Genomic DNA, 26,906 nt, shown 5'->3' with positions numbered 1-26,906 from the left:
GCTCCGAACCAAGAGATGACTTTACCGGACACCTCCCCGACTGCCCAAACCGGGGAGGCCGAGTCCTCAGAGCACCGCGTCCAGACGGGCCAGAGAAGTCTCGCGGCCCAGCAGTTCCATGGACTCGAACAGCGGCGGGGAGATGCGCCGTCCGGTCACGGCGACGCGCACCGGGCCGAACGCGAGACGCGGCTTGAGGCCGCGCTCCTCGACCAGGGCCTGGCGCAAGGCCGCCTCGATCGACTCGGTGGTCCACTCCCCCAGCCCGGCGAGCGCCTCGCGGGCCGCCTTGGCGACCTCGAGCCCGTCCTCGTTGAGCTGCTTGGCGGCGTCGTCGGGGTCGACGGCGAACTCCTCGCCCGCGAACAGGAACGCCAGCATCTCGGCGGCCTCGGTCAGCAGGTTGCTGCGCTCCTGCACGAGCGGCGCGGCCTGCGCGACGAGCTCGGCGTCGACACCTTCGGGCAGGTACGGCAGCAGCCGCCGCACGAACTCCTCGGGCGACAGCAGGCGCACGTGGTCACCGTTGATCGCCTCGCACTTCTTCAGGTCGAAGCGCGCGGGGTTCGGGTTGACCCGCTCCACCTCGAACGCGGCCACCATCTCCTCGAGGGAGAAGATGTCGCGGTCCTCGGCGATCGACCAGCCCAGCAGCGCGAGGTAGTTCAGCAGTCCCTCGGGCAGGAAGCCCTGGTCGCGGTAGCCGAGCAGGTTCGACTCGGGATCGCGCTTCGAGAGCTTCTTGTTGCCCGAGCCCATGACGTACGGCAGGTGGCCGAAGCGCGGGGTGAAGCCCGAGCCCACGCCGATCTCGGCGAACGCCTCGTACAGCGCCATCTGGCGGGGCGTGGACGACAGGATGTCCTCGCCGCGCAGCACGTGGGTGATCCCCATGAGCGCGTCGTCGACGGGGTTGGTCAGCGTGTACAGCGGCTGGCCGTTCGCGCGGACGATGACGAAGTCCTGCACGTTCTCGGCACCGAAGGTGATCTCCCCGCGGACGAGGTCGTCGAAGGTCCAGTCGCGCTCGGGCATCTTGAAGCGGATGACCGCCTGGCGGCCCTCGGCCTCGTAGGCGGCCTGCTGCTCGGGCGTGAGGTCGCGGTGCAGGCCGTCGTAGCCGCTGGGGCGGCCGGCGGCGCGCGCGGCGTTGCGGCGCTCCTCCAGCTCCTCGGCGGTGTCGTAGGCCTTGTAGGCGAAGCCCGCGTCCATCAGGCGCTGCGCGACGTCGGCGTAGACGTCCATGCGCTGGCTCTGGCGGTAGGGGCCGTTCGGGCCGCCGACCTCGACGCCCTCGTCCCAGTCCAGGCCCAGCCACCGCATGACGTCGAGCAGCAGGTCGTAGGACTCCTGCGAGTCGCGGCTGGCGTCGGTGTCCTCGATGCGGAACACGAAGCGACCGCCGTGGTGGCGGGCGAAGGCCCAGCTGAACAGCGCGGTGCGCGCCATCCCCACGTGCGGGTTGCCGGTCGGGGACGGGCAGAACCGGGCGACCACGTCGCTGCCGGTCGCGGTCGTCCAACGGGTCTCAGTCATCTGCCACCACCGGGTTCGTCAAGGTGCCCAGGCCGTCGATCGTCACGGCCACGTGGTCGCCGGCCTGCATGGGGCCGACGCCGTCGGGCGTGCCGGTCAGGACGACGTCGCCGGGCAGGAGGGTCATGAAGCTGGTCACGTACTGCAGGATCGTCGTCACGTCGAAGACCATGTCCGACGTGCGGCCGTCCTGCTTGGTCTCGCCGTTGAGCGTGGTGCGCACGCGGACGTCGGACGGGTCGAAGTCGGTCTCGATCCACGGCCCGAGCGGGCAGAACGTGTCGAAGCCCTTCGCGCGGGCCCACTGGCCGTCCTTGGCCTGCAGGTCGCGCGCCGTGACGTCGTTCGCGACGGTGTAGCCGTAGATCACCTTCGGGGCGTCCTCCGCCGTCAGGTTGCGGCAGATCCGCCCGATGACGATCGCGAGCTCACCCTCGAAGTGCACGTTCTGCGACTGCTTCGGGTAGAAGATCGGCTCGCCGGGGCCGATCACCGAGGTGTTCGGCTTGAGGAAGATCAGCGGCTCCTCGGGCACGTCACCGCCCATCTCGGCGGCGTGCGCGACGTAGTTCTTGCCGACGCACACCACCTTGCTGCGCGGGATGACCGGCGCCAGCAGGCGGACGTCCTCGAGCGCCAGCTTCTCGCCGGTCAGCTCCAGCGGAGCGTAGAGGGGGTCTCCCTTGAGGGGAGCGATGATGGGGGTGTCGCCATCGGCACCGACGACCCCGTAACGGGGGTCGTCGTCGCCGGCGAATCGGGCCACGCGCATGGGCTCCAGACTACGGTGCCTCGCTCGGTCCGGCGGAGTCGACCGCCTCGGCCGCGAGGAACCGCACGACGCTCGACCCGGCCACCAGCCCGGCGGCCGCGGCGAGCAGCACCGAGGCCATCGGCATGGGCAGCTGCTCGACGTGCGCCAGGTCCCCCGCCGCGAACACGCGCGGACGGCTGGTCTGGCCGAGCACGTCGATCCGCACGCAGCCCGACGGCAGCATCTCGAGGCCGAGCTGCTCCGCGAACGGCGCCGACTGGGCGAAGCTCGGGTGCAGGAACAGGCCGGCCACGGCGACCGGGTCCGCGGCGGCACGGTGGACGAGGACGCCGTCGCCGGTCCGCTCGACCTTGGTGACCTCTCCGTCACCGAAGTGCACCACCTCCGAGCCGATCGGGCTGAGCATCTGGGTCATCATCGGGACGTGAGGGCCGTCCCCGACGAGGCCGATGACCCGCCCGGCGAGCTCGTGACCATGGCAGAAGGGGCAGGCCGCGACCTCCTTGCCCCACGTCTCCTCCAGGCCGGGGATGTCGGCCAGGTCGTCCCTCAGGCCGGTCGCGAGGACGACCGTGCGTGCCTCGATCGGGCCGCCGTCGGTCTCGGCGACGAAGCCGTCGCCCTCCTCGCGCACGCTCTGGACGGTCGTCTCGCGCAGCTCGACCGTGTCGTACTCGGCGAGGTCCTCGCGGGCGAGGCGACGGATCTCCTCAGGCGCGCGCCCGTCGTGGGTCAGGAAGTTGTGGGCGTGCTCGACCGTGCCGTTGCGGTAGCGGCCCGAGTCGACCAGGGCGACCGTGCGGTGCATGCGGCCGAGGGTCAGTGCGGCCTGCAGGCCCGCCGGGCCGCCGCCGATCACGAGTGCGTCGTACATGGTGTGCCTCTCTCGAAATGGAATAACGAGACGAGCGTGCGACTTCAGGTCAACATGAAGTCAAGTCAGTCGATCGGGGATGTCGCCGCGCGGTTCGGGATGGAGACCCACGTGCTGCGGCACTGGGAGGACGTGGGCCTGCTGCGGCCGGCCCGCGACAGCGCCGACCGCCGTCGCTACGGCGACGACGACCTCGTACGCATCGCCGTCATCCTGCGCAGCAAGGCGGCCGGGATGTCGCTCGAGCAGATCGCGGTGCTGCTCGACGAGGAGGCCCCGTCACGGCACGAGGTGCTCGAGTCGCACATCGCCGACCTCGACCGGCGGATGCGCGAGATGGAGCGCTCGCGCGAGATGACCGAGCACGCCCTGCGTTGCCGCTCGCACGACATCACGCAGTGCCCGCGGTTCCAAGGATTCATCTCCGACGTTCTGGCCGGCACGACCCCGTGGTCGCTCGACGGCCCCGCCACCGCCTGAGCCGGCTCAGCGGTCGACGAAGGGATGCGCGCGCAGCTCGGCGTCGGGATTGGCGAGGTGGCGCACCGCGCTCGCGCCGGCTGCCAGGCCCGCCGCGGCCGCTCCGAGGAGGGACGGCATGGGGACGGGCAGCTCCTCGACGTGGGCGAGGTCGCCCGCGGCGAACACCCCGGGCCGGCTCGTGCGCCCGAGCGCGTCGATCCGCACGCAGCCCGACGGGAGCAGGTCGAGCCCGAGCTGCTCCGCGAACGGGGCGGCCTGGGCGGTGTGCGGATGCAGGAACAGCCCCGCGACGCGCACCGGCTCACCCTCGACGCGGTGCGCGAGCAGCCCCTCCTCGTCGCGCTCGACCTTCGCGAGATCCTCGCGGCGGAAGGTGACGACCTCGGAGGCGACCGGCGCGAGCATCCCCGCGAGCTCGCCGACCTGCGGCCCGTTCCCGAGCACGCCGACCGGTCGGCCCTCGAACTCGTGCCCGTGACAGAAGGGGCAGTTCACGACCTCGTCGCCCCAGGCCTCGTGGAGGCCGGGCACGTCGGGCAGCTCGTCGATCATCCCCGTGGCGAGGACGACGGTGCGCGCCTCGATCGTGCCCTCGTCGAGGTCGCCGACGAAGCCCTCCTCGGCCTCACGCACGCGCTGGCCCGTGGCATCCCGCGTCTCCACGGTGGCGTACCGGGCCAGCTCGTCCCGCGCGATCCGCCGGAGCTCGCCCGGGTCGCGGCCGTCATGGGTGAGGAAGTTGTGCGCGTGCGCGGCACTGCCGTTGCGGTACCGGCCCGAGTCGACGAGCACCACGCTGCGGTGCATGCGCCCGAGCGTGAGGGCCGCCTGCAGTCCAGCAGGTCCGCCGCCGATCACCAGCGCGTCGTACATCCGTCTCCCTCCCCGTGTCGCACCCAGAGGTACCCAGGGACCGGAGCAACGACACCTCTCTGGCGGCGCGAGATGCGGCGGCAGGGAGGGTCAGGCGGAGCCGTAGCGGCGCTGGCGCGTGGCGTACTCCTCGACCGCGGCCCACAGGGCGCGGCGGTCGACGTCGGGCCAGGCGATGTCGCTGAAGACGAGCTCGGCGTAGGCCGCCTGCCACGGCAGGAAGTTGCTGGTGCGCTGCTCGCCGGAGGTGCGCCAGAACAGGTCGACGTCGGGCATCCACGGCTCGTCGAGGTAGCGCGCGAAGGTGGCCTCGGTGATCTTCTCCGGGTTGAGGCGCCCCGCCTTCACGTCGCGGGCGAGCGCGGCGGCGGCGTCGGCGATCTCGGCGCGACCGCCGTAGTTGACGCACATCGTGAGGGTGCAGACGGTGTTGTGCTTCGTCAGCTCCTCGGCCTCCTCGAGCTCGCGGATGACGCTGCGCCACAGGCGCGGGCGACGCCCGGCCCAGCGCACGCGGACGCCCAGCTCGTGCATCTCGTCGCGGCGGCGGCGGATCACGTCGCGGTTGAAGCCCATGAGGAACTTGACCTCCTCGGGCGACCGCTTCCAGTTCTCGGTGCTGAACGCGTAGGCGCTGACGGCCTTCACGCCGACCTCGATGGCTCCCTCGACCACGTCGAACAGGGCGGCCTCGCCGGCCTTGTGACCCTCGGTGCGCGGCAGCCCGCGCTCCTGCGCCCAGCGGCCGTTGCCGTCCATCACGATGGCGACGTGCTGCGGCACCTGGCCGGGGGCGAGGCGCGGGGCGGTGGCACCCGAGGGGTGCGGGGTGGGGTTTCGGGGCATCAGCGGTCCACGTGAGCCAGGGAGCGCAGTCCGCGCTCGAGGTGCCAGGACAGGTAGTTGGCGACCATGCCGCCGGCCTCGCGGCGCGAGCGGTCGTCGGCCAGCCCGACCGCCGTCCAGTCGCCCACCAGCAGGGCGGCCAGCAGCGCGACCGTGGTGGCCGACGGCACCGACGAGCCGGGCACGCGGCACGCGTCGCACAGCATCCCGCCGGAGCCGGCGTGGAAGTGCCGGTGCGGACCCTCGAGGCCGCAGCGCGCGCAGCCGTCGAACGACGGCGCGTAGCCCGCGATCGCGAGCGACCGCAGCTGGAACGAGTCGAGCAGGACGTCGGGCGGCTGGCGGTGCTCGGTCAACGCGCGAAGTGCCCCGACGAGCAGGTGGTACTGCGGCACGGAGGGCTCGGCGGTGTCGGCGACGAGGCGCTCGGCGGTCTCCAGCATCGCCGTGCCCGCGGTGTAGGCGGCGTAGTCGGCACCGAGGCGCGAGGCGAACGGGTCGATCGTGACGACCTGGGCGATGACGTCGAGCGAGCGACCCTCGGCGAACTGCACGTCGACGTGCATGAAGGGCTCGAGGCGGCCGCCGAAGCGGCTGGAGGTCTTGCGCACCCCGCGACCCACGGCCCTCACGACACCGCGACCGCGGGTGAGCATCGTGACGATGCGGTCGGCCTCGCCCAGCTTCTGGGTGCGCAGGACGACACCGGAATCGCGATAGGTGCCCACCGCTCCATTCTGCCCCAGTCGCGGTCGGTCGCCGGTGTGGCACGCTCGGATCCATGGACCTGAGCGATCGCCCGCGCGCCCACCTCGGCGTGTGGCCCACTCCCCTGCACGACATCGACGGGCTGTGGATGAAGCGGGAGGACCTCAGCGGCTTCGGGTTCGGTGGCAACAAGGTGCGCAAGCTGGAGTTCCTGCTCGGTGCGGCGATCGCGCGCGGCCAGAGCCGTGTGGTCACGTTCGGCGCCCTGCAGTCGAACCACGTGCGCGCCACCGCCGCGGCGTGCGCCCGGCTGGGTCTGCGGCTCGAGGCCGTCGCCGTGCAGGCGGTGCCGCGCGCCGACGACGACTACACGGCGTCGGGCAACGCCTTCCTCACCGAGCTGTACGGAGCCACCCGCCACGTGGTGCCCGACGACGAGGCCGCGAGCGCCCTGGCACTCGAGCTGATGGCCGAGCACGGTGACGACCTCGCCGTGGTGCTGCCGGGCGGATCCGACCGCATCGGCACGCTCGGCCACGTGGACTCCGCGCTCGAGCTCTACGGCCAGCTGGAGTTCGACCCGCACGAGGTCGTGGTCGCCGCCTCCACGTGCGGCACGATGGCGGGCCTGGTGATCGGCCTGGCCGCGGCCGAGGTGGACACCGTGGTGCGCGGCGTGTGCGTCTCCCACTCGCGCGAGCAGACCGAGGCCACGCTGCGCGACCTGCTGGCGCAGACGTGCGACGAGCTCGGCGTGCCCGTGCCCGACGACGACCGCTGGGTGCTCGACGACTCGCAGTTCGGCGACGGCTACGGCATTCCGTCGGAGGCCGGACTGCGACAGATCCGCCGCCTCGCCACGACCACCGGGATTGCCCTGGACCCCGTCTACACGGCCAAGGCCTACGCGGCGCTCCCCAGCGACCCGGAGCTGCGCCGCCGCACGGTGTTCATGCACACCGGCGGCGGGCCGTCCCTGTTCGCCTACCGCAACGACCTGGTCTGAGGACTCAGCCGAAGTCGACGCCCTGCGCCAGCGGCAGCTCGGTGGAGTAGTTGATCGTGTTCGTCGTGCGGCGCATGTAGTTCCGCCACGCGTCCGAGCCGGACTCGCGGCCGCCGCCGGTGTCCTTCTCGCCGCCGAACGCACCGCCGATCTCGGCGCCCGAGGTGCCGATGTTGACGTTGGCGATGCCGCAGTCCGATCCCGTCGCCGAGACGAACAGCTCGGCCTCGCGGACGTCCATCGTGAAGATCGCGCTCGAGAGGCCCTGGTCGACGGCGTTGTGCAGCGCGATGGCCTCGTCGAGGTCGCGGTAGGTCAGCACGTAGAGCAGCGGCGCGAACGTCTCGGTGCGGACGATCTCGGTCTGCTCGGGCATGTCGACGATCGCGGGGTGCACGTAGTGGCCGCCCTCGACGCCCTCGGCCCGCGTGCCGCCGGTGAGCACGGTGCCGCCGTCGGAGCGGACCTGGTCGAGCGCCTTCTCGAACCCGGCCGCGGCGGAGCCGTCGACCAGCGGGCCGACGAGCGTGCCGGAGTCCAGCGGCGAGCCGATCGGCAGGGTCTCGTAGGCCGCGACGAGCCGCTGGAGCAGCTCGTCCTTGACCGACTCGTGCACGATCACGCGACGCAGCGAGGTGCAGCGCTGGCCGGCGGTGCCGACGGCGGAGAACACGATGCCGCGCACCGCGAGGTCGAGGTCGGCGGTGGGCGCGATGATCGCGGCGTTGTTGCCGCCGAGCTCGAGCAGGGTGCGACCGAGGCGGGCGGCCACGCGGGGCGCGACCTGCTTGCCCATCCGGGTGGAGCCGGTGGCCGAGACGAGCGGCACGCGCGGGTCGTCGACGAGGGCCTCACCCACCTCGCGGGCACCCACGACGACCTGGAGCAGGCCCTCCGGGGCGCCGGCGCGACGGGCGGCCTCGTCCGCGATCGCGCGGCAGGCCAGGGCCGTCAGCACGGTCTTCTCCGACGGCTTCCACACGACGCTGTCGCCGCACACGAAGGCGAGCGCCGCGTTCCACGACCAGACCGCGACCGGGAAGTTGAAGGCGCTGATGACGCCGACGACGCCCAGCGGGTGCCACTGCTCCATCATCCGGTGGCCCGGTCGCTCGCTGGCGATCGTCAGGCCGTGCAGCTGGCGCGACAGGCCCACGGCCAGGTCGCAGATGTCGATCATCTCCTGGACCTCGCCCTGGCCCTCGGACAGGATCTTCCCGGCCTCGATGGTGACGAGCGCGCCGAGGTCGTCCTTGTGCTCGCGCAGCAGGTTGCCCAGCTCGCGCACGAAGGCGCCGCGGGCGGGAGCCGGCACGGTGCGCCACTGCTCGAACGCGGCGTGGGCCAGGCCCACCTTCTCGCCGACCGAGGCGGCGGTGTCGGCCTGGAGGCGGCCCAGCTCGGAGCCGTCGATCGGCGTGCGGCAGACGATGTCGCCCTCGGCGTCGAAGCCGACGGGCGCCCCGATCCGCTCGAAGATGCTCGTGACGTGTGCTGCGATGGTCATGCGTCGATCTTTCCGTGGGTGTCGAAGAGGCTGCCGGATCGGGTGGCGAGCAGGTCGTCCAGGGAGATGTCCTCCTGGCGGACGAAGCCCTTGGACGGGAGCTTCCCGGCGGCGACGAGCTCGACGACGGCGACCGCACTGGCGGCGGTCGTCCAGCTGATGGCGCGCCACGTCTGGCCGTCGATGTCGAGCGGCCGGTAGGCGCGCACGTGGTTGCGGCGGAACGGCTGCCCGGTGTGGATTCCCTCGACCGCGGCGTGCAGGTAGACGACGTCGTCGTTCACCGGCGGCTTCGCGTCGACGAGGATCCGGCCGACCAGCTCGCGCTCGTCGCGCAGGTTCAGCTCCTCGAAGAGGAAGTGCATCTGGCGGAAGTGCCCCGGGTACCGCATCGTCTTGTAGTCGAGGCGCTGCACGCGTCCCTCGTAGCTCTGGCACATCGTGCCGAGACCGCCGGAGGTCAGCGCGGCCTCGAGCTCGATGCCGCCGATCACCACGCGCTCCTTCTCGGTCATCGCGGGCACGAAGCGGCGCTCGCCCGAGCGCAGCACCTCGCAATCGTTGAGGTACTCGTTGACGACGCCCTCGGCCGACCAGTTGAACGCGTAGCCGAGCAGGCCCGTGGGGTTCTGCGGCAGCGCGCCGACCTTCAGCTCGATGCTGCGGATCGAGTCGAACGAGGCAGCCAGGCTGGCGCCGACGATGCCGATCAGGCCCGGCGCCAGGCCGCACTGCGGCACGAAGGCGCTGTCGGGGCGGTCCTTGGACAGCTCGATGACGCGGTTGGTGGTGGGCACGTCCTCGGTGAGGTCGAAGTAGTGCACCCCGGTGTCGTGCGCGGCCTCGGCCACGGCGATGTTGAGGTGGTACGGCAGGCACGACACGACGGCGTCCACCTCGCGCAGGGCCTCGCGCAGCGCACTCGCGTCCGCGACGTCCATCACGCGGGTCTGCAGGTTCGGCACCTCGCGCTCGCGCGAGTCGAATCCCACCACCTTGAACTCGGCGCGACCCAGCAGGTGCGCGACGAGCTCTCCAACCTTGCCGAGTCCGAACACGGCGACGCTCTCGATCCTCACCACCCCATCGTCTGCCTGATGCGGCAGACTGTCCAGCGTAAGTTCTCCTAAAGCATTCCCAGGAGTCGACCATGCGCGACCTGCCCGATCCGAACCGGCTGCGCCTGCTCGTGGACGTGGCCCACCACGGGTCGATCGCCGGTGCCGCGCGCGCCAACGGCATCACCGCCTCCGCGGTCTCGCAGCAGATCACCACGCTGGAGCGCGAGTGCGGCGTCCCGCTGCTGGAGCGGCTCCCCCGCGGTGTCGCGCTGACCGCCGCGGGCGAGGTCCTGGCCGAGCGCGGGCGCGGCCTCGTCCGGCTGCTCGAGGCGACCCGTGGCGACATCGACGGGTTCGACGACCACCTCGTCGGGCGGGTCCGGATCGGGACCATCGCCTCGGCGGCCCAGGCCCTCGTGCTGCCGGCGCTCACGCACCTGCGGCGCCTGCACCCCGACATCGACGCGATCGTCACGGTGGCCGAGCCGCACTCGAGCCTCGCCGCCCTGCACGAGGGACGCATCGACCTCGCCCTGGTCGACGTCTACGAGCACGCGCCGATGCCCATCCCGCCCCGGGTCTCGGCGACCACCGTGCACCGCGAGCCGCTCGTGCTGATCGGGCGTGAGCCGTTCCCGGAGGGCACCACCCTCTCGGACCTCGCTGACGCACCGTGGGTGATGCCGCCACCGGAGGCTGCGTGCGGTCAGTCGGTGCGCTACGCCTGCCGCCAGGCCGGTTTCGAGCCGCAGGTGCGCTGGGAGACCGACGACCTGCAGCTGCTCTCGCGCGCCGTCGCGGCCGGGCAGGGGGTCACGCTGCTGCCCCAGCTGGCGATCGACGTCGACCGGCCGGGCCTGCACACCGCGATCCCGGCCGGGGTACGGCTGGGGCGCGAGATCCGCGCCGCCGTGCGCTCGGGCGAGCGCAACCGACCGCTGCTCAAGGCCGTCACCGAGGCCCTGCAGTCGGCCTGACCCGCTACCTCAGCCGACTTTCGTGACGCCTCCCGCCACTTTTGTGACGCCGTTCGGCCCGGGGCGACGGCCCGAGCCGAAAGGTGTCACAAAAGTCGGGTGACGGGTCAGGCCTTCTCCAGCGCGCGGACGATGCCGGTGTACCCCTGAGCCCTCGCGTGGTCCAGCGCGGTGCGCCCGTTCTTGTCCTCGATGCCGACGTCGACCCCTGCCGCGACGAGGGTCGTGACGATGTCGACGTAGGGCCGCGAGCCGTCGCCGAGGATCACGGCCTCGAGGAGCGCGGTCCAGCCGAGGTCGTTCACGTGATCCAGGTCGACGTCGGTCTTCACGACACGGCGGATGTAGTCGGCATGGCCGCGCTCGCCCGCGGGAATCGGCGACAGGCCTCCGTACCGGTTCTTGATCGTCAGGTCGGGCCGGGCCGGCAGCAGCGCCTCGAGCATCGCGACGCTGCCGGTCACGCCCGTCACCAGCCAGGGCGTGTCGTGCTGGTGGTCGAGGGCGTCGGGGTCGGCGTCCAGCGCCACCAGCAGCCGGGCGACGTCCACGTGGTCGTGAGTGGCCGCCAGCAGCAGCGGCGTCTGCCTCAGCTCGTTGCGCACCTCGAGGTCGGCGCCGGCGCGCAGGGCGAGCGCGGCCGCGTTCGCGTCACCCTCCCGAGCCGCCGCGAGGAGACGGCGGTCGGCGACGTCGCGGCCGACCTCCTGGGCCCGCGCCGCCGCCCGCAGGAGCCGCGCCTGCGACTCCAGGCCGCCCCGCTCGGCGAGCTGGACCGGCGCCAGGCCGTCCCTCCGCGCGGGGATCCGCACGTCGGCGCCGCCCGCGACGAGGACCCGCACGGTGTCCGCGTACGCTCCGGCGCGCTCGGGCTTGGCGAAGACGAGCGCCTCGTGGAGGCCCACCCAGCCGAGGTTGTTGACGTGATCGGGGTCGACGCCCTCACGGATCAGGCGCCCGACGATGCCCGCGTGCCCCCGCTCGCTCGCGCGGATCAGTCCGGTGCCGTCGAACGAGTCGAGGCTCTTCACATCGGCACCGTGACGCAGCGTGAGGTCCAGCAGCGCGCGGTGGCCCTCGCTCGTCGCGATGAGGTACGCGCTCTGGACGGTGTCGTCCTTAGCGTTGACGTCGGCTCCGGCGGCGACGAGGCGTCGGGCGGTCGCCACGTCGTTGTCCCACGCCGCGGCGATGAGCCGGGCGTCGAGCTCGGCCTGGTCGAGGTCCATGAAGGGGTTCTCCTCCGTCGGGGTGGGCGTGGAGCTGGGTGGGGTGGCGCTCGGCGCCGCGGTGCTCGGCGCGGTGCTGGCGGCGGCGGAACGGGCGGCCTGCGTCCGATCGGTCGACTCGCAGCCGACCATCAGAAGCGCCATGGACGCGGCGACCACCACCAGCGGTACCCGTCGCGCCCTCACGGCGTGGAGCCTTCCGCGCGCAGGGCGTTCTCGATCGTGGTCCGCACGTGGTCCTCGGTGATCTGCTGCGCGCGGGCGCGATCACCTCCGGCGATCGCCTCGTACAGCTCGACGTGCTCGGCGTGGATGGGCGCCGGGTCGGAGTGCTGCGCCAGCAGCCAGCGTCGCCGCTGCGACACGATCGCGAGCACCTCGTGGGCCATCGTTCCCTCGCCGAGCGAGGCCAGGACGTCGTGGAAGCGGCTGTTCGCCGCCACGGCGGCCTCGACGTCGCCGCGCTCGATTGCGACCTTCGCCTCGTCGAGGACGGCCCTCAGCGGCGCCAGGCCCTCGGTGGTGACGCCGTCGACGACGTGCCCGACCAGGACCCGCTCCAGCGCGGCCCCCACCCCGGCCAGCTCGGCGATCTCGCGGGCGTCGTAGGTGCGCACAGCGATGCCGCGGGTGTCACGGTCGACCGCGAAGCCCTCGAGGACGAGCGCCTGCAGCGCCTCGCGCACGGGGATCCGCGACACCCCGAGGTCCGCCGCGATCGTGCGCTCGACGAGGCGACTGCCCGGGCCGTAGGCCCCGTCGACGATGAGGTCGCGAATCCGGTCGCGGACGTCGTCACGCAAAGGGCGGTACGGAGCGGGGGCCGTTGGCATACCAAAACGGTATACCAACGGCCCCCGTCGTCCGGCGGTCGAGCCTCAGTGCGAGGGGATGGTGGTGGCCTCGGCGCGGTTGGCGGCGCAGACCACGGCCCGCAGCGACGCGGTGACGATGTTCTCGTGGATGCCGACGCCCCACACGACCTCACCGGCGATCTCGCACTCGACGTAGGCCGCAGCCTTGGCGTCGCCACCGGAGCTGAGCGCGTGCTCGCTGTAGTCGAGGACGCGGATGTCGGCGCCGGCCTGGCGCATGCCGTCGACGAACGCCGCGACCGGACCGTTGCCCTCGCCCTTGAACGAGCGCTCCTCACCGCGGACCACGAGGTCGACGACCTGCTCGTCGCGGCCGTCCTCGGTGGTGACCGAGCTGAACTTGTTCAGCGCGTACGGCTCGTCGCGCTCCAGGTACTCGCGCGTGAACGCGCCCCAGATCTGGTCGGGCTGGATCTCGCCGGCCTCGCCCTCGCTCATCGACTGGATGGCCCGGCTGAACTCGATCTGCAGGCGACGCGGCAGGTCGAGCTGGTGCTCGGTCTTCATGATGTACGCGACGCCGCCCTTGCCGGACTGGCTGTTGACGCGGATGACGGCCTCGTACGTGCGGCCGACGTCGTGCGGGTCGATCGGCAGGTAGGGCGCCTCCCACGGCAGCTCGGACACCGGCACGCCCCGCTCGGCCGCGATGCGGTCGAGGTCCTCCAGGCCCTTCTTGATGGCGTCCTGGTGGGAGCCACTGAAGGCCGTGTAGACCAGGTCGCCCGCGTACGGATGGCGCGGGTGGACCGGCAGGTTGGTGCAGTACTCGACGGTGCGACGCACCTCGTCGATGTCGGAGAAGTCGATCTGCGGGTCGATGCCCTGGCTGAACAGGTTCATGCCGAGCGTCACCAGGTCGACGTTGCCCGTGCGCTCGCCGTGACCGAACAGGCAGCCCTCGACGCGGTCGGCGCCGGCCATCATCGCCAGCTCGGTGGCGGCGACGGCCGTGCCGCGGTCGTTGTGCGGGTGCAGCGAGATCGCCACGGCGTCGCGGCGGCTGATGTGGCGGCTGAACCACTCGATCTGGTCGGCGTACGTGTTCGGGGTGGCCATCTCGACCGTGGCGGGCAGGTTCAGGATGATCTCGCGGTCGCCCTCGGGCTGCCACACGTCCATCACCGCCTCGGAGACCTCGAGACTGAACTCCAGCTCGGCGCCGGTGAAGATCTCGGGGCTGTACTGGTAGCCGAACGCGGTGTCGCCCAGCAGCTGCTCGGCGTACTTCATCACCATCTCGGTGCCGCGAGTGGCGATCGCGCGGCACTCGTCGCGGTCGACGTTGAAGACGACGCGGCGGAACAGCGGCGCCACGGCGTTGTACAGGTGCACGTTCGCGCGGGGAGCGCCGACCAGCGACTCGACGGTGCGCTCGATCAGGTCCTCGCGGGCCTGCGTCAGCACCGAGATCGTGACGTCCTCGGGCACCGCGTCGCCCTCGATCAGGGAGCGGACGAAGTCGAAGTCGGTCTGGCTGGCCGACGGGAAGCCGACCTCGATCTCCTTGTAGCCCATGCGCACGAGCAGGTCGAACATGCGGCGCTTGCGGGCGGGGGTCATCGGGTCGATCAGCGCCTGGTTGCCGTCGCGCAGGTCGGTGGAGAGCCACCGCGGGGCCTGCGTGACCTGCTGGCTCGGCCACCTGCGGTCGGGCAGGTCGATCGGGGCGAAGGGCTGGTAGCGGCCGAACGGCATCGGCGACGGCTGCTGGGGCGAGACGGAGTTGTTGTTCATGTGGAGGTCTTCCTCGGATGGCTCGGAGAGCGGTTCAGCGGCCGGTCATGACTGACTCCGCGCCGAGGGGTCCGACCTTCAGAGGACCTCGACGCGGCGGCGAAGGAGGAGGTTCGCGATCCGCATGATGGGACCAGCGTATCACCGGCTGGCGGGGGCGATCCTCGCGATCGGTGGCTAGGGTCGGAGCATGCCCGACGACGCGCACGCCACGACCGGTTCGTACGTCAAGGCCGGAGCTGCCTTCGACCGCGACATGAACTACATCCCCGACCGCATCACGCGCACCGGCGGATCGCCGCTGGACGACCGCGCCGGCACCGGGAAGCCGCCGGTGGAGGACGCGCCGACGTGGCCCGTCGAGCCGGGCCGCTACCGCCTGGTCGCGGCCAAGGCGTGCCCGTGGGCGACGCGCGCGCTGATCGTGCGCGACCTGCTCGGCCTGCAGGACGTCATCAGCGCCGGGCTGCCCGGCCCCACCCACGACGCCCGCAGCTGGACCTTCGACCTGGACCCCGGCGGCGTCGACCCGGTGCTGGGCATCGAGCGCCTCCAGCAGGCGTACTTCGCCCGCTACCCCGACTACCCGCGCGGCATCACGGTGCCCGCGATCGTCGAGATCGCCTCGGGCCAGGTCGTCACGAACGACTTCCCGTGGATCACACACGACCTGTTCTTCGAGTGGCGCGACGACCACTCCCCCGACGCGCCCGACCTGTGGCCCGCCGACGTCCGCGACGAGATGGAGGAGGTCATGCAGCGGGTGTTCACCGAGGTGAACAACGGCGTCTACCGCTGCGGCTTCGCCGGCTCGCAGGAGGCGTACGAGGCGGCCTACGACCGGCTGTGGGCCACGATGGACTGGCTGGAGGACCGCCTGAAGGACCGCCGCTACCTCATGGGCGAGTCGATCACCGAGGCCGACGTGCGCCTGTTCACGACGCTGGCGCGGTTCGACGCGGTCTACCACGGTCACTTCAAGTGCAACCGGAACCAGCTCACGGAGATGCCGAACCTGTGGCGGTACGCGCGCGACCTCTACGCGCACCCCGCGTTCGGCGGCAACACCGACTTCGAGCAGATCAAGCAGCACTACTACGTGGTGCAGACGGACATCAACCCCACGCAGATCGTGCCGAAGGGGCCGGACACCTCCGTCTGGGGCTGAGCCTCACCTGAGCAGCGAGCGCGGGGCGAGCCGGGCCCACCACCGGGCGCGCCGGCTGCTGGCCGCCCGGAGCGAGTCGACCACCCGCTGCGCCTCGTCCACACGCGAGGCCCCGGGCGCGCTCGCGGCGTAGCGGTCGCGCTCCACCTGGTCCACCAGGTCGACGAGGTCGGTGCCGCCGACGCCGTAGGTCTCGAGCCGCCCGGCGAACCCGCGCGGTGTCTCGGAGGGATCAAGCCCGATGCCGAGGTCGCGCGCGGTGTCGGAGACCTCGCTCCACAGCGGCTCGCTCGACGCCTGACCGGCACTCCAGCGACGCCGGCGGCGAAGCTGGCGCACCACGCCGGGCACCGCGCCGAGCACCGCGACCGTGGCGATGGCGAGCAGGGCGGGCCGCCACGGGGTGCCGCCGGTCGTCTGCGCCTGCGCCGCGGTCTCGTCGTCCTCGGCGTTCAGCTCGCGGTCCTCACGCGACTGCTGCTCGGGGACCTCGGAGTCCTCGCCCGCGCCACCCGACGAGTCGATCTCCTCGGCGAACTCGGTGGGCTCGCCGATGCCGGGGGTGGCGTCGAAGGCGATCCAGCCGATGCCGCGGAAGTAGGCCTCGGTCCAGGCGTGCAGGTCGTCGGAGTCGACCCCGAACGTGGCGCCGTCCACGGTGCGGCCGAGCAGGCTGTCGCCAGGGGCGTAGCCGACCGCGACGCGCGTGGGCACGTCGAGGACGCGCCCCATCACCGCGAGGGTCGAGGCGAAGTGCACACAGTAGCCCGTCTGCTTCCGCAGGAACTCCCCCATGACGTCGAGGCCGTTGCCGTCGTAGCCGTCCTCCACAGGCGCCCGCACGGAGTACGAGAACTCGGTGCGGAGCCAGTCCTGCAGCTCGACCATGCGGTCGTAGTCGTTGTCGGCGCCGCCCGCCTTCTCGCGCGCGAGCCGTGTGACGATCTCGGGCACCTCCTGCGGCAACGAGCGGTAGGAGTCGAGGGAGCGGCCCGCGTAGCCCGCGTCACGGATCTGGTTGGCGGTGGGGAGTCGTTCCAGGCTGGTGACGGTGTAGGTCTGGTCCTCGGTGGTCGTGCGGTTCTGGCCGCGCACGGTGCTGCCGTCGCGGAGCCACTGCCAGTCCCCCTCGAGCCCGCGGATCCGGGTGGCCGGGTACGGCACGGGCAGAAAGCTCGACTGCAGGCTCTCGATGCGGATGCTCGTCGTCTTCTCCTGCGTCTCGATCTCCTCGTCGAGGTCGTCGACGCCCTCGACGTCGAGGTCGCTCTGCACGGGGCTCGGGCTCCAGGTGCGGCCGTTGAACTGCCGCAGCGTGGCGACCTTCAGGTACTCCCCCGTCGTGCCCTCGGTCGAGTACGACAGCACCCGCCGCGGCTGCTGCTGGCGCAGGTTGCGGCCCAGCTCGATCATCGGGTTGATGCCGGTGCCGAACACCTGGCTCTCGGCCACCCCGAAGTCGCTCGACGTGGGCTCGATGTCCGGACCCATCACCGGGACCGCGAGCGCCACGGCCAGCGCCCCGGCGCCCGTGAGCGCGGCGGCGCCACTCGGGATGGCGCCCACGTGCGGGGACTCCGACCACCACAGCCACAACCACGCGATCGCGGTGCCCGCGAAGATCCACCAGGGCGGCATCTCCATCGCGATGACGCTGGGCACCACGAGCATCGTCGCCCAGAGCAGACCGAGCAGCGGGACCCGCCACACCTGCCGCGCCACCGCGTCGGCCAGCACGAAGATCACCAGGTAGGACACCGCCACGAGCAGGACCACCGGATCGGGCGGCACGATGGGCGCGACCTCCTCCACGATCACGGTGCGGGCCTCGCCCAGGAGGTCGAAGAGCTCGGCGATCGACGACGGGGTCGGCAGGCCGAGGATCGTGGTGCCGGGCGCGAACGTCCAGACGAGTCCGACCACCGCCGCCAGTGCGCCGGCGGGGGTCGCCCAGGTCGGCGCCCACATCCGGACCGTCGCCGTCACGGCCGCGACGGGCACGAGCAGCGACAGCACCACGATGACCCACCGGACACCCTCGAAGAGCGGCGCGAAGCCACCGAGCAGGATCACCGTGGCGGCCAGCACGACGAGCGTGTCGGTCAGCTCCTCCGTGCGCTCGCGCCTCATGACGACCCCACCCCGGTCGCGGCCAGCCAGGCCTGCTCGAGCCCGTCGCCTGCGTCGCGGGCGACGACGTGCCACCCAGCGGCCGCGAGGACGTCGCGTCCACCCTCGGTGGTCCCGCGGGCGACGAAGGCGATCGTGTCGCGCGACGGGACGGCGTCGAGGAGCCGGGCGGCGGACGTGGTGTCGAGCGATCCGGTCATCACGAACGTGGTCCGCTCGCGCGCGGGGATGACCAGCGGCGTCGAGTCGGTCTCGGCCAGCGCCAGCACCACGAGGGCGTCCTGCAGGCCGTGCCCCGATTCCAGCGACACGGACTGTGCGCCGGTCGCGAGGTCGACGTCGAAGCCGCGCGTGCCGTAGTGCGCGACGACCGAGGCGGCCGCCGAGATGCTCCACTCGAAGCCCGCCTGGTCGTGGACCCGCGGGTCGGCGTCGAGCACGACGAGCACGCTGGGGCGCAGCTCGGACTCCTCCTGCCGGACCATCGGCTCGCCGTGGTGCGCGGTCGCCTTCCAGTGCCAGCGCTTCAGCGCGTCGCCGGGCAGGTAGGGGCGCGCGATCACGTCGTCCTGGCCCAGTCCGGAGGTGGGGTGCAGCCGGGTGGCGCCGTCGGTGGCTCCTGCCGGGCCCACGCGGACGTCGAGCGGGCTGCGGCGGGGCAGGACGATGAAGCGGTCGCGGTCGCTGGTGCTCAGCGAGCGCTGCACGAGGCCGAACGCGTCGCCCACGATGACCGAGAAGGGACCGAGCTCGTGGCTGCCCCGACGGCGGCCCCGCACCTCGTACCCGACCGTGGCGTACGGGCCGTCGGTGACCGGGACCGTGCCCGTGGCCTCGCCCAGCACGGTGCTCGGGAGACGGTCGCGCCAGTGACCCGCCACGACCGGGACCCCGGAGCGCACGCCGACCCGGATCTCGACCTCCACGACCTCGTCGGGCTCGACGATCGCCGGCACCACGGTGCGCGTGAGGTCGAGACGGGGACGGGCCAGGAGCGCCAGGACGACCGCCACGGCCACGAGTCCGGCACACAGACCCGTGACGTACAGGAGGGCGGGGATGCCGGCGATGGCGGCCAGCAGGAGGCTCACCACCGCGGCCGCGATCAACGCGACGGAGCGTCCGGTGAGCCACATGGTCAGACCGGGACCCGGCGCAGGACGTCGGCCACGATCTCGTCCGAGCTCCCACCGCCGCGGAGGGGGACGAGGCGGTGGCTGAGCACCACCGGGGCGAGCTCGACGACGTCGTCGGGCAGGACGAACTCGCGGTCGCGGACCGCCGCGAGGGCCTTGGCCGCACGGACGAGCTGGAGCGTGGCGCGCGGGCTCGCACCGAGCCGCAGGTCGCCGGACTCGCGCGTGGCGCGGGCGAGGGCGACGACGTAGCGCTCGACGGACTCGGCCACGTGGATGCTTCGTGCGTGGGTGACCATCTGCTGGAGGTCGTCGACGAGGATCACCGGCTCGAGCAGCGCGGCGGGGTCCCTGACGTCACGGTCGCGCAGCATCGCCAGCTCGGCCTCGACGTCGGGGTAGCCCAGCGAGATGCGCGCCATGAACCGGTCGCGCTGCGCCTCCGGGAGGATGTACGTCCCCTCCATCTCGAAGGGGTTCTGAGTGGCCACGACCATGAACGGTGCGGGCAGCGGGTACGTGGTGCCGTCGACCGAGACCTGCCGCTCCTCCATCGCCTCGAGCAGCGCGGACTGGGTCTTCGGCGAGGCGCGGTTGATCTCGTCGCCGAGCACGATGTTCGCGAACACCGCTCCGGGCTTGAACTCGAACTCCGACCTGGCCTGGTTGAACACCGAGACGCCGGTGACGTCGGACGGCAGCAGGTCGGGCGTGAACTGGATGCGGCGCACCGACCCGTCGACCGACCTCGCCAGTGCGCGGGCGAGCGCCGTCTTGCCGACGCCGGGGACGTCCTCGATCAGCAGGTGGCCCTCCGCGAGCATCACCACGAGGGCGGTCTCGATCGCGTGCTCCTTGCCGTCGATCACCTTGGCGACGTTGTCGAGCACGGACTGAGCAGCCGCGGCGAAGTCCATGGCCTGATCCTAGGCATACCGAGCAATATCGGACACGCGAACGGAACGACCCGGCGATACCGTGACGCCATGCCCCGCCTGCTCGTCGTCCAGCACTGCCCCACCCCTCGACTGGCCGAGCTCGGCGACGCCGTGCTCGCCGGCGCGCGCGATGACGCGATCGAGGGAGTCGAGGTCGTCGTGCGGGCGGCCCTGGAGGCGACGGTCGAGGACGTGCTCTCCGCGGACGGCTACGTCCTCGGCACCTCGGCCAACCTGGGCTACATCTCGGGCGCGCTCAAGCACTTCTTCGACACCGTCTACAACGACGTGCGCGAGCCCACTGCGAAGCGGCCCTTCTCGTACTGGATCCGCGGCGGCTACGACACGATCGGCGCCGAGCGCGCCATGGAGTCGATCACCACGGGCCTGCAGTGGTCGCTCGCCGCGCCGCCCCTGGTCTTCACCGGCGACGTCGAGCCGCACCTGGAAGAGGCCACCGAGCTCGGCGGCACGCTCGCGGCGCTGCTCATGTGACCGGTGGTTGAGTAGCAGGCGAGGAACGAGCCGCATGTCGAAACCACCGGTCTCAGCGGCTCAGCCAGCCGCGCAGCCGCTCCAGCGGCCAGGTCGTGACGATGCGGTCGGGGTCGAGTCCGCGCGCCGCCGCGCGCTCGGCGCCGTGGTCGAGGAAGTCCAGCTGACCCGGCGCGTGAGCGTCGGTGTCGATCGAGAACAGGCAGCCGAGTTCGTTCGCCAGGTCGATGAGCTCGTCGGGCGGGTCCTGCCGCTCGGTGCGCGAGTTGATCTCGACGGCGACGCCGTGGTCGGCGCACGCGCGGAAGACCTGCTCGGCGTCGAACTGCGACTGCTTGCGCGTGCCGCGGGAGCCCTCGACGAGACGGCCGGTGCAGTGCCCCAGGACGTCGGTGTGCGGGTTCGATACGGCGGCCACCATCCGACGCGTCATCGCGGCGGAGTCCATCCGCAGCTTCGAGTGCACGCTCGCGACCACCACGTCGAGCCGTCCGAGGAGGTCGTCGTCCTGGTCGAGCCCGCCGTCGTCCAGGATGTCGACCTCGATGCCGGTCAGCAGGGTCACGCCGGGGTCGCTCACGTTCACGTCGGCGATGACCTCGAGCTGCACCTCCAGCCGCTCGCGGCTCAGCCCGTTCGCGACCGTGAGCCGCGGTGAGTGGTCGGTGATCGCCTGGTACTCCCGTCCACGCCAAGCGGCGGCGCGGGCCATCTCGTCGATCGGGCTGCCACCGTCGGACCAGTCGGTGTGGCTGTGCAGGTCGCCGCGCAGCAGCGCCCGCAGCTCGGCACCGCCCTCGGCAAGCGGCTCGGTGTTGCGCTCGCGGAGGTCGGCCAGGTACGCGGGGACCTCGCCCGCGAGCGACTGCTCCACGACCGTGATGGTGCGCGGGCCGAGGCCCTTCATCCGGGCGAGTGCGCCGGCACCGGCTCGCTCCGCGACGTCCTCGGCGGTCAGGTCGGCCAGCGCGGCGGCGGCCTTCCTGAACGCCTCGACCCGGTAGCTGGACGCGCGCTCGCGCTCCAACCAGAACGCGGTCTCGCGCAGCGCCTCGACGGGGTCCACTCCCCCATCGTGCAAGAGATGGGCTCGGGTCACCAGACCAGGGAGGCGGCGATGACGAACATGACCAGGCCGATCAGCAGGTCGAGCACCTGCCACGCGCGCGGCCGGGCCAGCAACGGCGCCAATCGAGTTGCCCCGAAGCCCAGCGCGGAGAACCACGCGACGCTGCCCACCGAGGCACCCGCCCCGAACCACCAGCGACCCACCGGACCGTGCGTCTGCGCGATCGAGCCGAGCAGCACCACGGTGTCGAGGTAGACGTGCGGGTTGAGCCAGGTGAGCGCCAGCGCCTGCAGCGCGATCGTGCGGACCGTGCCGGCCGCCCGTCCGGTGGCCTCGAGCTGCTCGGGCCGGAACGCGCGGCGGATCGAGCCGATGCCGTACCAGACCAGGAAGGCGACGCCGAGCCACGTGACGACGTCGATCACCCAGCCGGCACGGTCGACGATCGCGCCGATGCCGGCGACTCCCGCCAGGATCAGCACGAGATCGGAGACCGCGCAGATGGCGACCACGACCGCCACGTGGGCACGCCGGATCCCCTGCCGGAGGACGAAGGCGTTCTGCGCGCCGATCACGACGATGAGGGACAGGCCGGTCACCATGCCGGTCAGGAAGGGGTTCACCACCCTTCGACCGTAGGTTCGGCGTTCGATGAAGTCCAACGAATGTTTCTGCACAGCGTGAAGGAATGCTTAACTGGCACGGTGGACCTCTCCCCCGCCCAGCTCGCCGCTCTGGTCGCGATCGCCGACACCGGCTCGTTCGAGGCCGCCGCCGCGCGGCTCCACGTGACGCCGAGCGCGATCAGCCAGCGGATCCGTGCCCTCGAGAGCTCGGTCGGACGAGTGCTGGTGGGCCGCGGCACGCCCTGCGTGCCCACCGACGCCGGAGCGGACCTCGTCCGCCTCGGCCGCCAGCTCGAGCTGGTCTTCGCCGAGGCGTGGGACGAGGGCCCCACCGACCTCGCCCTGGCCGTGAACGCCGACTCGCTGGCCACGTGGTTCCGGCCCGTGCTTTCGGAGGTGGCCACGTGGGAGGGCGTCGCGCTGCGCCTGCGCGTGGAGGACGAGGGCCACAGTCACGACCTGCTGCGTCGCGGCGAGGTGGTGGCCGCGGTGACCAGCGACCCGTCCCCGGTCCAGGGCTGCTCGGTCACCCCGCTCGGCGCGATGCGCTACCTCCCGGTCGCTCATCCGCGCCTGCTCGGGCCCGGCGGACGTCCCGACTGGTCGGCCATGCCGATGGTGGTGTTCAACGCCAAGGACCGCCTCCAGCACGAGCAGCTGCGCCGGCACACCGACACCGATCCGGCGGTCGTCCACGAGGTCCCCTCGTCCGACGACTTCCGCGCAGCCGTCGAGGCCGGGCTCGGCTGGGGCCTGCTGCCCGAGACGCAGGCCCGAGCCGCCCTCGACGACGCCCGGCTCGTCCGGCTCGGCCGCTCGGTGACCCGGGTGGCGCTCTACTGGCAGCGCTGGAAGCTGGACTCCCCGCTGCTCGACCGGCTCAGCGGGACACTGCAGACACACGCTCCTCGGTGACGGCGAAGTCGGCGGCTCCCGCGGCCAGTGCAGCGAGAAAGTCCGTGGCGTCGGGCTCGGCCGCCACGCTTCGGCGCCACTTCCAGCGCGCCGTCGGGGTCTCCCCGACCGCCTACCGCGCGACCTTCCGCGTGGCGTGACGCCTCTGGAGGACCGCGTCTCGCCATGCGGGAATATCAGTCTGATTCAGCCGTAGTTCGAACGCACGTACTACGCTTTCGTCATGTTCAGGGCCCGGACCGACGACGAGGCGTTCGCTGACGTTCGTCGCGAGCAGGCACGAGCCGAGTACGCCACGTGGAATCTCGTCCTGAACCACTTCGAGCGGGCGACGAAGCTGGTGGACGCCGCCGATCAGGCACCGGTCTCCAAGCATCACGGCCGCAGCGCAGTGGTGCTCGACATGGCGCAGCAGCTTGCCATCTCGGAGCAGCGCACGTGGGGCATCCTCCACGAGGCGCGCACCCTCCGCGATCGCACGCCGCGCGTCTGGGCCACGTTCCGCGTCGGACGCATCGATGCTGCGAAGGCCGGCACGATCGCCGCCCTCGTCGAGAAGCTCCGCACGCCCGAGGCCGTCGCGGCGGTCGACCACGCGGCCGTCGAGTACGCAGAGTTTCACACGGTCGGCGAGCTGCGGTCGTGGCTCCGGCGCCTCCGTGCCCGGCTCGAGCCCGAGCAGGTGGAGACCGAGGCCGCTCGCGCCACCGAGGAGCGCCGCGTCAACGTCGTCCATCTCGACGACGGCACGTCATGGCTGAACGCGCTCCTGCCCACCGGAGTCGCCGTGGCGGTCGCCGACCGTCTGACGCGCGCCGCGCGGGCTCTCCCGGCCATCGACGGTGAGACGGGCGAGCGCGACCGTCGCACGCGCGACCAGAAGCAGGCCGACCTGCTCGCGCACTGGCTCACCTCCTGCACCGGCACCGAGACCGAGATCCACGCCGAGATCGCGATCAGCATCGCCGCCACCGACCTCATCGGGCTCACCGACGGACCTGGCCTCACGCTGGACGGCGAGCCGGTGAGCAGCGAGTGGGTCCGCGAGCTCGCCCAGTCCGAGCACACGGAGTTCCGGCGTCTCGTCCTCGATCCGGTCGGACGGGTGATGGACACGACGGTCCTGGCGTACCGGCCACCGCAGTCACTGAGGGAGGCGTTGCGGTGGCGCGACGGCAGCTGCCGGGTGGCCGGCTGCCGGACCCCGGCGCGCAGCACCGACCTCGATCACGAGCTCGCGTACGACCGCGGCGGCACCACGTCGGCGGACAACCTGCGCTGCCTGTGCCGACGGCACCACAACATGAAGTCCCACGGACACCTCGACGACCGGCACCTCGACCGGGCGATGGAGCACGTCGAGCGCTACCGCGTGGCCTAGAAGCCGAGCTTGCGCAGCTGGCGCGGGTCGCGCTGCCAGTCCTTGGCGACCTTCACGTGAAGGTCCAGGTGCACCGGCGTGCCCAGCAGGCGCTCGATCTGGCCGCGCGAGTCGATGCCGATCTGCTTGAGCCGCGAGCCCTTCTTGCCGATGATGATGCCCTTCTGACTGTCGCGCTCCACGTAGACGTTGGCGCGCACGTCGAGCAGCGGCTTCTCGGCGGGCCGGTCCTCGCGGGGCACGACCTCCTCGACCACCACGGCCAGCGAGTGCGGCAGCTCGTCGTGCACGCCCTCGAGCGCGGCCTCGCGGATGATCTCCGCGATCAGCGTCTCCTCGGGCTCGTCGGTGAGCTGACCCTCGGGGTACAGCGGCGGTCCGGCCGGCAGGGTGTCGATCAGCAGCGAGGCCAGCAGGTCGACCTGCTCACCCGCCACGGCCGAGACGGGCACGACCTCGCGCCATGTCAGCCCGGCCTCCTCGCCGGCGGCGGCGATGTCCATGAGGTGCTCGGCCAGGCGGGCCGGGGTCACGAGGTCGGTCTTGGTCGCGATCGCGAACACCGGCTTGCGGCGCAGGGCCGCGATCTCCTTGATGAGGTACCGGTCGCCCGGGCCGATCTTCTCGTTCGCCGGCAGGCACATGCCCACCGTGTCGACCTCGGCCCACGTGGTGCGGACCAGGTCGTTGAGGCGCTGACCCAGCAGCGTGCGCGGCTTGTGCAGGCCCGGTGTGTCGACGAGGACGAGTTGGGCGTCGTCGCGGTGGACGAGGCCGCGAATGACGTGGCGGGTGGTCTGGGGGCGCGAGGAGGTGATCGCCACCTTGCCGCCCACGAGCGCGTTGGTCAGCGTGGACTTGCCGGCGTTGGGACGGCCGACGAAGCAGGCGAAGCCCGAGCGGAATCCCTCGGGGGCGCTCATGTGGACAGCACCGTGTCGACGGCACCGGCCGGGTCGGCGACCACCACGGTGACGCCCGCGCCGCCGAACTCGATCACCGAGTCGAGGCCGACCGGGACGTCGCCCTCGGTCACCAGCGCGGCCGCCTCGAGGCCCTTGGCCCCGGACGAGACCGCCATCGCGACGGCCAGGTCGAGGGCCGAGACGCGCAGCGTGTCGAGGTGGACCGTGGCCGACGTGTACGTGCGCCCGTCGAGGTCTCGCACGGCAGCGCCCTGCGCCACGCCGAGACGGGCACGAGAGGTCCGGGCGAGCGTCACGAGCTTGGCGTCCTCGGGGGTCAGGTCCATGCGACGAATGTACCGGCCGGGCTCAGGCGTCGGCCGTGACGTCCAGCGGCTCGACCCGCGAGACGACGACGCGGCCGATGCGGTTGCGGCGGCCTTGCGGGGCCTGTGCCTCGAGGCGCAGGCCGTCGACCTCGACGACGGAGCCCGGGATCGGGACGGTGCCGAGGTGCTTGGCCATGAGGCCGCCCACGGAGTCGACGTCCTCGTCCTCCACGGGGATGCCGAAGAGCTCCTCGAGGTCGTCGACGTCGAAGCGTGCGCTGACTCGCCAGGCGCCGTCGGAGAGCTGCTCGCGCTCGTCGGGCTCGTCGTCGTACTCGTCGGTGATCTCGCCGACGATCTCCTCGAGGATGTCCTCGATCGTCACCATGCCGGCGGTGCCGCCGAACTCGTCGATGACGATCGCCACGTGCGTGCGCTGCGCCTGCATCTCGCGCAGCAGGTCGTCGGCGTGCTTCGTGTCGGGCACGTAGACGCAGGGGCGGCAGATCGACTCGACCTTCTCGGTGGTCTCGGCCGCGTGGTTGTCGAAGACACGCTTGGTGATGTCCTTCAGGTACGCCATGCCGATGACGTCGTCCAGGTTCTCGCCGATGACCGGGATGCGGGAGTAGCCGCTGCGCAGGCCCAGCGACATCGCCTGGCGCAGCGTCTTGTGCCGCTCGATGTAGACCAGGTCGGGGCGCGGCACCATCACCTCGCGCACGATCGTGTCGCCGAGCTCGAACACCGACTGGATCATCTTCGACTCGTCGGACTCGATGACCGAGCTGGCGGCGGCGAGGTCGACCAGCTCGCGCACCTCGACCTCGGACGCGAACGGTCCCTCGGCGAAGCCGCGGCCGGGGGTCAGGGCGTTGCCCAGGAAGATCAGGAGGCGCGGCACGGGGCCGAGCAGCACGGTCAGCCAGATGACGGGCGCGGCGGACGCGACGGCGATGCTCTCGGAGTGCTGACGGCCGAGGGTGCGCGGACCGACGCCGATCACGACGAACGACACGACCGACATGACACCGGCCGCGATGAGCACGTTCTGCCAGTAGCCGGCGACCTCGTCGGCCACGATCGCCGCGACCAGCACGATGCCGGTGGTCTCGGCGACGATGCGCAGCAGCAGGACGGAGTTCAAGTACGGCGCGGGGTCCTCGAGGATCCTCACGAGCCGCTTGGCGCCGCCGACGCCGGCCTCGGTCAGCTCGTCGGCGCGCGCCTTGGAGAAGGTGGAGATGGCGGCTTCCACGGCGACGAGCACACCCGCCAGCACGACCAGGAAGACCGCCAGGAGTATGGCTGGGCCACTCATGCGGGA

Annotated in this window: 26 protein-coding genes; 7 read left to right on the top strand and 19 right to left on the bottom strand. The window is 71.8% G+C overall.

Features of this window, described 5'->3' with window-relative positions:
- Nucleotides 1-66: 66 nt before the first annotated feature.
- The 3 genes from gltX to B2363_RS08685 are packed head-to-tail and all read right to left on the bottom strand — an operon-like array spanning nt 67 to nt 3,185.
- Nucleotides 67-1,536, bottom strand: a complete 1,470-nt coding sequence (gltX, locus tag B2363_RS08695) for a glutamate--tRNA ligase (protein WP_286929657.1) — start codon at nt 1,534-1,536, stop codon at nt 67-69.
- Entirely contained in the window at nt 1,529-2,308 is a 780-nt protein-coding gene (locus B2363_RS08690) for a fumarylacetoacetate hydrolase family protein (RefSeq protein WP_181755320.1), read from the bottom strand. The genes gltX and B2363_RS08690 overlap by 8 nt, the downstream gene beginning before the upstream one ends.
- A 10-nt stretch (nt 2,309-2,318) precedes the next feature.
- Complete coding sequence (locus B2363_RS08685) at nt 2,319-3,185, bottom strand: NAD(P)/FAD-dependent oxidoreductase (RefSeq protein ID WP_286929656.1); 867 nt, start codon at nt 3,183-3,185, stop codon at nt 2,319-2,321.
- Between the two features lie 36 nt (nt 3,186-3,221).
- Between B2363_RS08685 and B2363_RS08680 the strand changes: the two genes are divergently transcribed.
- Nucleotides 3,222-3,665, top strand: a complete 444-nt coding sequence (locus tag B2363_RS08680; RefSeq protein ID WP_286929655.1) for a MerR family transcriptional regulator — start codon at nt 3,222-3,224, stop codon at nt 3,663-3,665.
- 6 nt (nt 3,666-3,671) lie between these two features.
- Here the strand turns inward: B2363_RS08680 and B2363_RS08675 are convergent, their stop codons facing one another.
- The 3 genes from B2363_RS08675 to recO all read right to left on the bottom strand — a co-directional run bounded on the left by B2363_RS08675 (nt 3,672) and on the right by recO (nt 6,115).
- Nucleotides 3,672-4,541 carry an NAD(P)/FAD-dependent oxidoreductase gene (locus tag B2363_RS08675; RefSeq protein ID WP_286929654.1) on the bottom strand — a complete coding sequence of 290 codons (870 nt, stop codon included), beginning with the start codon at nt 4,539-4,541 and terminating at the stop codon, nt 3,672-3,674.
- Nucleotides 4,542-4,631: 90 nt separating this feature from the next.
- Nucleotides 4,632-5,387 carry an isoprenyl transferase gene (locus B2363_RS08670; RefSeq protein ID WP_286929653.1) on the bottom strand — a complete coding sequence of 252 codons (756 nt, stop codon included), beginning with the start codon at nt 5,385-5,387 and terminating at the stop codon, nt 4,632-4,634.
- Nucleotides 5,387-6,115 (bottom strand): DNA repair protein RecO, encoded by a 729-nt coding sequence (gene recO, locus B2363_RS08665; RefSeq protein WP_286929652.1) that lies wholly within the window; start codon nt 6,113-6,115, stop codon nt 5,387-5,389. The genes B2363_RS08670 and recO overlap by 1 nt, the downstream gene beginning before the upstream one ends.
- A gap of 53 nt (nt 6,116-6,168) precedes the next feature.
- Between recO and B2363_RS08660 the strand changes: the two genes are divergently transcribed.
- Nucleotides 6,169-7,101 carry a 1-aminocyclopropane-1-carboxylate deaminase/D-cysteine desulfhydrase gene (locus tag B2363_RS08660; protein WP_286929651.1) on the top strand — a complete coding sequence of 311 codons (933 nt, stop codon included), beginning with the start codon at nt 6,169-6,171 and terminating at the stop codon, nt 7,099-7,101.
- A 4-nt stretch (nt 7,102-7,105) separates the two neighbouring features.
- Here B2363_RS08660 and B2363_RS08655 read toward each other — a convergent pair whose 3' ends face one another.
- Nucleotides 7,106-8,608 (bottom strand): aldehyde dehydrogenase family protein, encoded by a 1,503-nt coding sequence (locus B2363_RS08655; protein ID WP_286929650.1) that lies wholly within the window; start codon nt 8,606-8,608, stop codon nt 7,106-7,108.
- On the bottom strand, nt 8,605-9,687 hold the full coding sequence (locus B2363_RS08650) for a saccharopine dehydrogenase family protein (RefSeq protein WP_286929649.1): 1,083 nt from the start codon (nt 9,685-9,687) through the stop codon (nt 8,605-8,607). Before B2363_RS08650 ends, B2363_RS08655 begins: the two co-directional genes overlap by 4 nt.
- 71 nt (nt 9,688-9,758) lie before the next feature.
- Here B2363_RS08650 and B2363_RS08645 point away from each other — a divergent pair, with 71 nt between their 5' ends.
- Nucleotides 9,759-10,646 (top strand): LysR family transcriptional regulator, encoded by an 888-nt coding sequence (locus tag B2363_RS08645; RefSeq protein WP_286929648.1) that lies wholly within the window; start codon nt 9,759-9,761, stop codon nt 10,644-10,646.
- 107 nt (nt 10,647-10,753) lie between these two features.
- Here the strand turns inward: B2363_RS08645 and B2363_RS08640 are convergent, their stop codons facing one another.
- Genes B2363_RS08640 through leuA form a run of 3 tightly spaced genes read right to left on the bottom strand, consistent with a single transcriptional unit; the run spans nt 10,754 to nt 14,487 of the window.
- Entirely contained in the window at nt 10,754-12,061 is a 1,308-nt protein-coding gene (locus B2363_RS08640; protein ID WP_286929647.1) for an ankyrin repeat domain-containing protein, read from the bottom strand.
- Complete coding sequence (locus B2363_RS08635; protein WP_286929646.1) at nt 12,058-12,708, bottom strand: GntR family transcriptional regulator; 651 nt, start codon at nt 12,706-12,708, stop codon at nt 12,058-12,060. Before B2363_RS08635 ends, B2363_RS08640 begins: the two co-directional genes overlap by 4 nt.
- Nucleotides 12,709-12,753: 45 nt before the next feature.
- Nucleotides 12,754-14,487 (bottom strand): 2-isopropylmalate synthase, encoded by a 1,734-nt coding sequence (gene leuA / locus B2363_RS08630; protein WP_286929645.1) that lies wholly within the window; start codon nt 14,485-14,487, stop codon nt 12,754-12,756.
- A 190-nt stretch (nt 14,488-14,677) separates the two neighbouring features.
- Between leuA and B2363_RS08625 the strand changes: the two genes are divergently transcribed.
- Nucleotides 14,678-15,655: a glutathione S-transferase C-terminal domain-containing protein gene (locus B2363_RS08625; protein ID WP_286929644.1), complete on the top strand. Its 978-nt coding sequence runs from the start codon at nt 14,678-14,680 to the stop codon at nt 15,653-15,655.
- Between the two features lie 3 nt (nt 15,656-15,658).
- On the opposite strand, the gene B2363_RS08620 is transcribed toward B2363_RS08625, so the two are convergent.
- Genes B2363_RS08620 through B2363_RS08610 form a run of 3 tightly spaced genes read right to left on the bottom strand, consistent with a single transcriptional unit; the run spans nt 15,659 to nt 19,838 of the window.
- Nucleotides 15,659-17,785: a DUF3488 and transglutaminase-like domain-containing protein gene (locus tag B2363_RS08620; protein ID WP_286929643.1), complete on the bottom strand. Its 2,127-nt coding sequence runs from the start codon at nt 17,783-17,785 to the stop codon at nt 15,659-15,661.
- Complete coding sequence (locus B2363_RS08615) at nt 17,782-18,921, bottom strand: DUF58 domain-containing protein (protein WP_286929642.1); 1,140 nt, start codon at nt 18,919-18,921, stop codon at nt 17,782-17,784. Before B2363_RS08615 ends, B2363_RS08620 begins: the two co-directional genes overlap by 4 nt.
- A 2-nt stretch (nt 18,922-18,923) precedes the next feature.
- The gene (locus B2363_RS08610; protein ID WP_181755305.1) at nt 18,924-19,838 is read right to left on the bottom strand and encodes an AAA family ATPase; all 915 of its coding nucleotides are present in this window, start codon (nt 19,836-19,838) and stop codon (nt 18,924-18,926) included.
- A gap of 69 nt (nt 19,839-19,907) precedes the next feature.
- Between B2363_RS08610 and B2363_RS08605 the strand changes: the two genes are divergently transcribed.
- Nucleotides 19,908-20,354: a flavodoxin family protein gene (locus tag B2363_RS08605; RefSeq protein WP_286929641.1), complete on the top strand. Its 447-nt coding sequence runs from the start codon at nt 19,908-19,910 to the stop codon at nt 20,352-20,354.
- Nucleotides 20,355-20,406: 52 nt separating this feature from the next.
- Here B2363_RS08605 and B2363_RS08600 read toward each other — a convergent pair whose 3' ends face one another.
- Both B2363_RS08600 and B2363_RS08595 read right to left on the bottom strand, forming a co-directional pair.
- Nucleotides 20,407-21,420 (bottom strand): PHP domain-containing protein, encoded by a 1,014-nt coding sequence (locus B2363_RS08600; protein WP_286929640.1) that lies wholly within the window; start codon nt 21,418-21,420, stop codon nt 20,407-20,409.
- 29 nt (nt 21,421-21,449) lie between these two features.
- Complete coding sequence (locus tag B2363_RS08595) at nt 21,450-22,049, bottom strand: LysE/ArgO family amino acid transporter (RefSeq protein WP_286929639.1); 600 nt, start codon at nt 22,047-22,049, stop codon at nt 21,450-21,452.
- A 39-nt stretch (nt 22,050-22,088) separates the two neighbouring features.
- On the opposite strand from B2363_RS08595, the gene B2363_RS08590 reads away from it, so the two are divergent.
- Together B2363_RS08590 and B2363_RS08585 are read left to right on the top strand one after the other, a co-directional pair.
- On the top strand, nt 22,089-22,964 hold the full coding sequence (locus B2363_RS08590) for a LysR family transcriptional regulator ArgP (RefSeq protein WP_286929638.1): 876 nt from the start codon (nt 22,089-22,091) through the stop codon (nt 22,962-22,964).
- 223 nt (nt 22,965-23,187) lie between these two features.
- The gene (locus B2363_RS08585; RefSeq protein ID WP_286929637.1) at nt 23,188-24,345 is read left to right on the top strand and encodes an HNH endonuclease signature motif containing protein; all 1,158 of its coding nucleotides are present in this window, start codon (nt 23,188-23,190) and stop codon (nt 24,343-24,345) included.
- Here B2363_RS08585 and era read toward each other — a convergent pair.
- From era to B2363_RS08570, 3 genes are read right to left on the bottom strand one after another with little or no spacing between them, the layout of a single operon-like run.
- Nucleotides 24,342-25,268, bottom strand: coding sequence for a GTPase Era (gene era, locus B2363_RS08580; protein ID WP_286929636.1), 927 nt, complete (start codon nt 25,266-25,268; stop codon nt 24,342-24,344). The two genes, B2363_RS08585 and era, sit on opposite strands and share 4 nt — an antisense overlap.
- Nucleotides 25,265-25,597, bottom strand: coding sequence for a cytidine deaminase (locus B2363_RS08575; RefSeq protein WP_078698607.1), 333 nt, complete (start codon nt 25,595-25,597; stop codon nt 25,265-25,267). The genes era and B2363_RS08575 overlap by 4 nt, the downstream gene beginning before the upstream one ends.
- A gap of 22 nt (nt 25,598-25,619) precedes the next feature.
- Nucleotides 25,620-26,900, bottom strand: coding sequence for a hemolysin family protein (locus tag B2363_RS08570; RefSeq protein WP_181755298.1), 1,281 nt, complete (start codon nt 26,898-26,900; stop codon nt 25,620-25,622).
- Between the last annotated feature and the right edge of the window lie 6 nt (nt 26,901-26,906).

The organism is Aeromicrobium sp. UBA7512, assembly GCF_002476985.1.
GTDB lineage: Bacteria > Actinomycetota > Actinomycetes > Propionibacteriales > Nocardioidaceae > Aeromicrobium > Aeromicrobium phoceense.
This window is presented reverse-complemented; position numbering and strand designations above follow the sequence as displayed.

Coding starts and splice junctions, on each gene's coding strand:
- B2363_RS08660 (WP_286929651.1), top strand. CDS start 6,169: ATGGACCTGAGCGATCGCCCGCGCGCCCACCTCGGCGTGTGGCCCACT.
- B2363_RS08625 (WP_286929644.1), top strand. CDS start 14,678: ATGCCCGACGACGCGCACGCCACGACCGGTTCGTACGTCAAGGCCGGA.
- B2363_RS08590 (WP_286929638.1), top strand. CDS start 22,089: ATGTTTCTGCACAGCGTGAAGGAATGCTTAACTGGCACGGTGGACCTC.
- B2363_RS08610 (WP_181755305.1), bottom strand. CDS start 19,838: ATGGACTTCGCCGCGGCTGCTCAGTCCGTGCTCGACAACGTCGCCAAG.
- B2363_RS08685 (WP_286929656.1), bottom strand. CDS start 3,185: ATGTACGACGCACTCGTGATCGGCGGCGGCCCGGCGGGCCTGCAGGCC.
- B2363_RS08575 (WP_078698607.1), bottom strand. CDS start 25,597: ATGGACCTGACCCCCGAGGACGCCAAGCTCGTGACGCTCGCCCGGACC.
- B2363_RS08570 (WP_181755298.1), bottom strand. CDS start 26,900: ATGAGTGGCCCAGCCATACTCCTGGCGGTCTTCCTGGTCGTGCTGGCG.
- leuA (WP_286929645.1), bottom strand. CDS start 14,487: ATGAACAACAACTCCGTCTCGCCCCAGCAGCCGTCGCCGATGCCGTTC.
- B2363_RS08605 (WP_286929641.1), top strand. CDS start 19,908: ATGCCCCGCCTGCTCGTCGTCCAGCACTGCCCCACCCCTCGACTGGCC.
- B2363_RS08620 (WP_286929643.1), bottom strand. CDS start 17,785: ATGAGGCGCGAGCGCACGGAGGAGCTGACCGACACGCTCGTCGTGCTG.
- B2363_RS08645 (WP_286929648.1), top strand. CDS start 9,759: ATGCGCGACCTGCCCGATCCGAACCGGCTGCGCCTGCTCGTGGACGTG.
- B2363_RS08615 (WP_286929642.1), bottom strand. CDS start 18,921: ATGTGGCTCACCGGACGCTCCGTCGCGTTGATCGCGGCCGCGGTGGTG.
- B2363_RS08690 (WP_181755320.1), bottom strand. CDS start 2,308: ATGCGCGTGGCCCGATTCGCCGGCGACGACGACCCCCGTTACGGGGTC.
- gltX (WP_286929657.1), bottom strand. CDS start 1,536: ATGACTGAGACCCGTTGGACGACCGCGACCGGCAGCGACGTGGTCGCC.
- B2363_RS08585 (WP_286929637.1), top strand. CDS start 23,188: ATGTTCAGGGCCCGGACCGACGACGAGGCGTTCGCTGACGTTCGTCGC.
- B2363_RS08675 (WP_286929654.1), bottom strand. CDS start 4,541: ATGTACGACGCGCTGGTGATCGGCGGCGGACCTGCTGGACTGCAGGCG.
- B2363_RS08670 (WP_286929653.1), bottom strand. CDS start 5,387: ATGCCCCGAAACCCCACCCCGCACCCCTCGGGTGCCACCGCCCCGCGC.
- B2363_RS08635 (WP_286929646.1), bottom strand. CDS start 12,708: ATGCCAACGGCCCCCGCTCCGTACCGCCCTTTGCGTGACGACGTCCGC.
- B2363_RS08655 (WP_286929650.1), bottom strand. CDS start 8,608: ATGACCATCGCAGCACACGTCACGAGCATCTTCGAGCGGATCGGGGCG.
- era (WP_286929636.1), bottom strand. CDS start 25,268: ATGAGCGCCCCCGAGGGATTCCGCTCGGGCTTCGCCTGCTTCGTCGGC.